This is a genomic window from Viridibacillus sp. NPDC093762 (genome assembly GCF_050279675.1).
Lineage (GTDB): Bacteria > Bacillota > Bacilli > Bacillales_A > Planococcaceae > Viridibacillus.
Genome location: NZ_JBNNUK010000043.1, coordinates 1 through 6,322, shown reverse-complemented (window position 1 = coordinate 6,322; position 6,322 = coordinate 1). Strand labels below are relative to the sequence as shown.

9 protein-coding genes and 1 pseudogene are annotated in these 6,322 nt (G+C 32.9%); 1 reads left to right on the top strand and 9 read right to left on the bottom strand.

Annotated elements, in window-relative coordinates:
- Positions 1-3 precede the first annotated feature (3 nt).
- A complete protein-coding gene (locus tag ACQKM9_RS21690) occupies positions 4-66 on the top strand; it encodes a hypothetical protein (RefSeq protein WP_427417267.1) in 63 nt (20 codons plus the stop codon).
- Between the two features lie 304 nt (positions 67-370).
- Here the strand turns inward: ACQKM9_RS21690 and ACQKM9_RS21685 are convergent, their stop codons facing one another.
- The 9 genes and pseudogenes from ACQKM9_RS21685 to ACQKM9_RS21645 form a co-directional block, all read right to left on the bottom strand.
- Positions 371-946 (bottom strand): hypothetical protein, encoded by a 576-nt coding sequence (locus tag ACQKM9_RS21685; protein WP_427736549.1) that lies wholly within the window; start codon positions 944-946, stop codon positions 371-373.
- 122 nt (positions 947-1,068) lie between these two features.
- Positions 1,069-1,485, bottom strand: coding sequence for a hypothetical protein (locus ACQKM9_RS21680; protein WP_427736548.1), 417 nt, complete (start codon positions 1,483-1,485; stop codon positions 1,069-1,071).
- Positions 1,486-1,702: 217 nt separating this feature from the next.
- Positions 1,703-2,476 carry a CPBP family intramembrane glutamic endopeptidase gene (locus ACQKM9_RS21675; RefSeq protein WP_427736547.1) on the bottom strand — a complete coding sequence of 258 codons (774 nt, stop codon included), beginning with the start codon at positions 2,474-2,476 and terminating at the stop codon, positions 1,703-1,705.
- Positions 2,477-2,491: 15 nt separating this feature from the next.
- Positions 2,492-3,151, bottom strand: a complete 660-nt coding sequence (locus tag ACQKM9_RS21670) for a TetR/AcrR family transcriptional regulator (protein ID WP_427736545.1) — start codon at positions 3,149-3,151, stop codon at positions 2,492-2,494.
- Positions 3,152-3,610: 459 nt separating this feature from the next.
- On the bottom strand, positions 3,611-3,937 hold the full coding sequence (locus tag ACQKM9_RS21665) for a DoxX family protein (protein ID WP_427736550.1): 327 nt from the start codon (positions 3,935-3,937) through the stop codon (positions 3,611-3,613).
- 384 nt (positions 3,938-4,321) lie between these two features.
- Positions 4,322-4,603, bottom strand: coding sequence for a DUF4190 domain-containing protein (locus tag ACQKM9_RS21660; RefSeq protein ID WP_427736544.1), 282 nt, complete (start codon positions 4,601-4,603; stop codon positions 4,322-4,324).
- A gap of 307 nt (positions 4,604-4,910) precedes the next feature.
- Entirely contained in the window at positions 4,911-5,102 is a 192-nt protein-coding gene (locus ACQKM9_RS21655; RefSeq protein ID WP_427736542.1) for a hypothetical protein, read from the bottom strand.
- Between the two features lie 135 nt (positions 5,103-5,237).
- Complete coding sequence (locus ACQKM9_RS21650; protein WP_427736541.1) at positions 5,238-5,582, bottom strand: DUF6176 family protein; 345 nt, start codon at positions 5,580-5,582, stop codon at positions 5,238-5,240.
- 265 nt (positions 5,583-5,847) lie between these two features.
- Positions 5,848-6,322, bottom strand: a pseudogene (locus ACQKM9_RS21645) (MFS transporter); the annotation flags it as partial.

Genomic DNA, 6,322 nt, shown 5'->3' with positions numbered 1-6,322 from the left:
AATATTCGAATTCATGGAACACTGGGCTATTTAACACCGGTGGAATTCAAGCAACAGTCCTTATAAAAGTTGTCCAGTTTTGTGTTGACACACCAACCTATGTTTCTACCTTTGAGCCTAAATTCCTTTATTAATGAGTTATTACTTCTTTTAATTTTATCGTTATAAAATCTGGCTTGTATCATGCAAGTCTGCAGTTACTTATGATACGATTTACCGAAACTAATATTAAATTCGTTATAAAATGGAATTCCTTCTTGGAATAACTTGCCCCGTTAGTTGAAGAAGAAAAAGGCTCTACTCCTTATTGAAGTAAAGCACCCGTTAGTTGAACAAGACGAACACAACCTTTTTGCTATTTCACCTGAATTTATCCTTCTTTATCGTAAGTGTTCCTTGTAAGTTGGAGCTTGGGCATATAAGTACCTCCACCTGCTACCATTTCTTTTGTTTCAACATCATAAATTGCATATCTACCTCTAAATTCTTTTTCTGTGTCTTTAAAGGAATAAAAGAAATAAACTTGCCTATCAGGGCTAACAGTCTGATGGTAGTTAATATCTATACCTGGGTAGGGACGAAGAATATTTCCATCAAAAGTTATATAATTTAATCCTTCTACCTCATTAAACAATAACTTTTTTCTAATATTTAAAGATGCATCAGGCATTTCTTTAAAAAGAACAGTATCCAAATGTCTTTGCTGTTGCTTTGGCTTCTGCTTATATCTTTGATAAAGCTCCTGATGTACAGGATACTTTAGGTCTCTTAATGCCTTGTAAAATTCATCTACAGTTTCTTCAAAAACTTGTTCCTTATTTGCAGGATGTAAATATTCAATTTTATCTGAAGATGTAGTTTGTGAATAAACAGGATTTCCTAATAACATGGAAAGACTGAACGAAAATATAAAAGTATACAAACTAACTAAGAATAGATTTTTCATTTAGGTTACTCCTTTTTAGAAGTAACGTACCCTAAATGTTCTTTAACTATCCTGCTTCGTTAGTTCAATAAAGAAAAAAAGAGCTGCATATACAACTCAATGATCTTCAAGTAAAGCCCCCGTTAGTTTAATAACTGCAACCTTATAACATCTTGTTTATCTTTGAATTTTATCCGAATTTTATATTCATCCTCTTTATATGTTTCAAAATTAACAGTACCAACTAAAAATGAAATAACGTTACCTTTAATTTTTGTTTTCATACCTCCTACATTCCCTGTAATTAACCCATCTCTACTTTCAAACTCAATGTCAATATCATATAAATCTCCCTGCGATAGTTCTAAATCTTTCAATTCGATTTCAACCCAATTTACTTTCTTTTCATCATACAATTCAGGATTGTAAATATACTTGACATTCCAATGTTCTCCCTCGCCATAGAAGATAACCTCATCCGCAATAACAGTTTGTTTGGTTGATGAACAAGCTGTCAAACTAATTATAAGAAAAATACCAAAGAACACTCTCAACTTCATTTTCAAACCACCTCTTTAGTAATTGGTAAATTAAGTAATTAAACCCTTTCATATTTAACTAATCTGCCCCGTTAGTTCAATAAAAAAAAGGCTCTACTCCTTTTTGAAGTAAAGCACCCGTTAGTTTAATAAGACAATCGAGCAATTTTTTTAAATAAAGGATTATCATCAACGTATGTATAATATTTACAGTTAATTTTGAATTATTTCAAACTTGTTATCCATGAAGAAATTGATGAGCTTTATTGTTATTCTTCTTTCGATAGATTTCAAATGCAGTAAAAATAACCAGGGCAAACAAAAGCGTGAATAACGCAGACGAAACATTTGTATCTGGAATATACACTTCCCAGAATGAATTAATTAAGGCATGAAAAATAATACATAGAAAAATACTTTTAGTGGATAAATAAATGACTGTCATTAAAAAAGATACTGCCAAAGCAATTAGAGTAAACCATAGAAAATTCATGCTCATTTGATTTGTACCAACCACAAACCATAATGGCAAATGCCATATTGCCCAAACCCCTCCCACAATGAGCGTACTTGTGAATGGCGACCATCTTTTTTGCAAAGTAGGCTGTAAATACCCACGCCAGCCGATTTCTTCCAATCCACCTCCAATAATCATGATTGGGAAATTAATTAATGCCAGATATAGGGGGTTCTCCATAGATGCTCCACCCCAAAGAGTTGGCAAAAAACAAGCTGCAAACGCAAGTCCAACAGTAAATAGATACCATGCTAATGGATATCTAGGATTTTTTATATTACTAATAAACGATTTAAACTCTTCTTTAGAACTATACTTCTTTTTTAACCAAATCTCACTAATACCAGGTGCAACACCACCAAGAATAAACAATATTATTGATAATGCAGTTCCGAACTTAAGCAGATTGAATTGTGTTAAAATTGCTAAACCGCCCCAAAGTATCCACGACAAAGAAAATGTATAGAATAGAAACCTTCCTACCTCTTTCCCCAATTACGCTCCCTCCTTTTATTTACACCCCAACAATGATTGTACAGACTTGCATAGAGTATCCATTAGTCGAATCTCGTCAAAAAGTGCTTGTTCATTTTGGAACATACCGTAACATTTTTGTAAAACAACATCTCTTACAATTCCATCAATGGAAGTCATAATAAAAGTAAATAAATCCTCTAGTGATACTTCAGGCTGAAAGCTCCCTAATGAAATTCCCTCATGAATTGTATTAAATATTTGCCCCACCAAGTATTGTCCGCTTTCGTTTTCAGTAATGTTGGGTAAAATTTTCATTTGTCTCTCTGGATTGTTCGCAAATAAGATTGTGAGCTCAAATTGAATTTTTCCAACCGTTGATAAGTTTTCTTTAATGTACTCACCGAGAAAAGTAAACAGCTTTTCGATCGTCTCTTTATGAGCATCGCTATTTTCAATGATCGCATCTACTGCTTGCTTATAGTCGGCATTTGCATTAGCTTGATTAATGATCGCAACAAGTATTTCATCTAAATCTGAATAATAGCGATAAATGCCCCCTTGACTTACTCCGGACGCTTTTATTATATCTCTCATCGTAATTTCATAGAGCGGCTTAACTGTACACACCGATAAAGCTGCTTCTAAAATGGCATTTTTCTTTCTTATTACATATTCATGACTTACCTTAGGCATAGTTACCTCCTATATATTAAAAATGACACTATTGTCATTTTTAATATGTGCCACGAACTACTCATTGTCAATACTCAAATTACAATATTGTAAGAATATCCCTCGGCTAAAACTCTCAATAAAGAAATTAGTTTGTCCATCACGTTGAATGTTCTATCCTTAGACATAAAAACACCCCTTTAGACAATCCAATCTAAAGGGGTAAAACGTTGCAATTTTTTTTATAAACAGTAAATCTTTTTTAAAAACAGTTAAACTTTATTTCAAATCGACACTTAAACTAAACTGCCCCTTTAGTTCAATAAGAAAAAAAGAGCTGCATATGCAACTCAATGATCTTCAAGTAAAGCCCCCGTTAGTTTAAGTACATTTATTCACAATCTTTACTTTTAATACTTCATGAAGACTATTCATCACTTTGATGTAAATAAAAGGCTATCAGCAAGACAGCTTTGATTTCTAGAGTTTAATAAACAGTAATAGAAAAGCGATGATTCCCAATAATACAATTAAAAAAGTATCTTTAAACCCATCCTTTACACGTATATGTGTAATGGTCCCCCCAATTCCTACCACGCCAAGTAATAATGCTCCAGCAATTAAAAAATTATATTGCCAAAAACCAACGATTAAGAATACTACACCAATAAGTTCGACAACTCCTGTTATTACCCGACACCATTGTGGTAATTTACAATGATTAAATGCTTCACGATGCATTTTAGAACCTATTACCTTTCCAAATCCCGCTATTAAAAACATAAATATAAGCAAACCTTGTAATATCCATCCAACAATTGTAATACTGTCTCCCCCTTATTGGTTATATACAATTGTCATTTATTATATATATGTTGCTTTTTTCAATTTGCTACTTACATTGCGTACCGTTATCTCGTGACAATCACATTTTCCCCACTGTATCTCCAAGTGAAATATTATAACCCTTACCACTGAGTTTCAGATTGGGATTGATAATTCGAACGACTGTCCAATCTAATGTTGACTGTTGTGAATATTGAAGTTAAAGGATGACTTATAATCATCCCTTATTGCTTTTAGAAATTTTACGTTATTGAACTAAACTGCTCCGTTAGTTCTATAAGAAAAAGGCTTAACTCCATATTGAAGTCAAGCCTCATTAACTTGAAGAGAAAACATTTTATTTTCTTAATTATTCCCTGAATTCGTTAATAGTGAAACTGATGCAATAGATAAAACTATAAGTAAAATTAAAAGAATTTGAACACAGATTCCTATGATACTACAAACCTTACCTGAAATAGCCAAGCCCTTTCCTTTTTCGCTTGTAAGGTCAATCTCCTTCATACTTTTAGATGACAAAATAATCCCGATTATACCTAGGATTAATCCAATAAAATGTAAAGGTAAAAATATGGATAATATACCTAACACGAGCGATACAATAGATTTACTATTTGTTTCTCCCATTTTATCCTCCTATAAATAAAAGTGTTCTATTATTTAATTTATTACAAAAATCATAAACCTATTCTAAACACACGAACTGTTCCGTTACATAACTCTACTTATTTCTAACTACGTCGTCGTGTATCCCAAAATCCCTGCATATTCAACTAAACTGCCCCTTTAGTTCAAAAGAAAAAAGAGCCGCCTAGGCAACTCAATGATCTTCAAGTAAAGCACCCGTTAGTTTAAGTACATTCTTTCACAATCTTACAAATAAAATTTGACCCCAACAACCAATATAGTAAGGCTCACCATATTTAATCTTCAACTAACCTCCTTCTTTAAACTCTTCTTCTCTTCTCTTCTTTTCGATTTTTCGAAATAACAAAGAAACCATTGTAAGTACAATATAAAGTATGACAAAATTTAGAATTCCACTATATACAGTTTTACCCGCTATATATACGTATAACCCTACCACCACCGCTAAAATTAATGGTTTGTACATTAAATCCATCATCCACCTTTTTCTCTTCTCGCTATTTTAACATGCAACTTCTTAAACTAACCTGCCCCGTTAGTTCAATAAAGAAAAAAGAGCTGCATATGCAACTCAATGATCTTCAAGTAAAGCACCCATTAGTTTAAGAAGTGCTTACTTCATAGAATTTCGTACTTTTTCAGGAATCATCACTACCTCAGTTTGTAAATTTACAGGTTTAAAGGATTCATCAATACATTCATCCCAGTATTCAATGTGTTTTTTATCAATCCAATGTTCTGAATCATCGACATCAATTCCACCTGTCCCTTGAACAGCATACCAATAAAGATATTCTTCACCACTTAATACTTCTCGAAAAATCGTTTCAACGTACATTCTCTCGCCTTCAAGGGTAACTAGTACATCTTCCATATTTTCATTCAAGAAAGCCAACCACTCATTTACTTTTTCTGTTTTACCTTGTTTCACTCGATATCGAGTGCATTCAATATTCATTGTACTTCGTTCCTTTCTTTTTTTTAATCCATATTAATTATACTATATTTTAACATATTTTCTTTTCTTTTCTTATTGAACTAAACTGCCCCGTTAGTTCAAAAACGAAAAAAAGAGCTGCAAACGCAACTCAATGATCTTCAAGTAAAGCTCCCGTTAGTTGAATAAGGAATATTCAGATAAACTCCCCCATTAGTACAAAAAGTTCATCAAAAAGAGCGTTAATTCTCCTGGAACAACGCTCCTTTAATAGAAAAGCTGACTGTTATTTGTCCTTTATACTAATATAAGATTTATTTGAGTGATTAACGGAATTAATTAAAAAGAGCGTTGCTGGAAGTACAATTAGTAAACCGATAATTAGGTACATGCTGCGAGTGCTAATTTCGAAAAAAGCAGAAGAAGCAAATAATATTCCCACGGGCATGGATACTCTAAATATAAAGAGACGAACAGCACTTAGTTGGGTTAAACGATCCCGAGGAGCTTCTTGTTGAAAAATTGTAGCACTTTGTGCATTGAAAAGAGGAAATAATAGTCCTCCCATTAATTCACATAACCAAGCAAATTGAATTGATTGAACAAAGAATAAAAGAACGAATGATAATCCTCCACCAAGCAATCCTACGTACATGACCGTTGGAGTTTTGGGTAGTTTTAAAAGAAGTACCGTACCTAAAACATAACCGATAGGAAAAGCTCCTTTAAATATTGCGTATTGCCATGGTTGCCCACCAAGT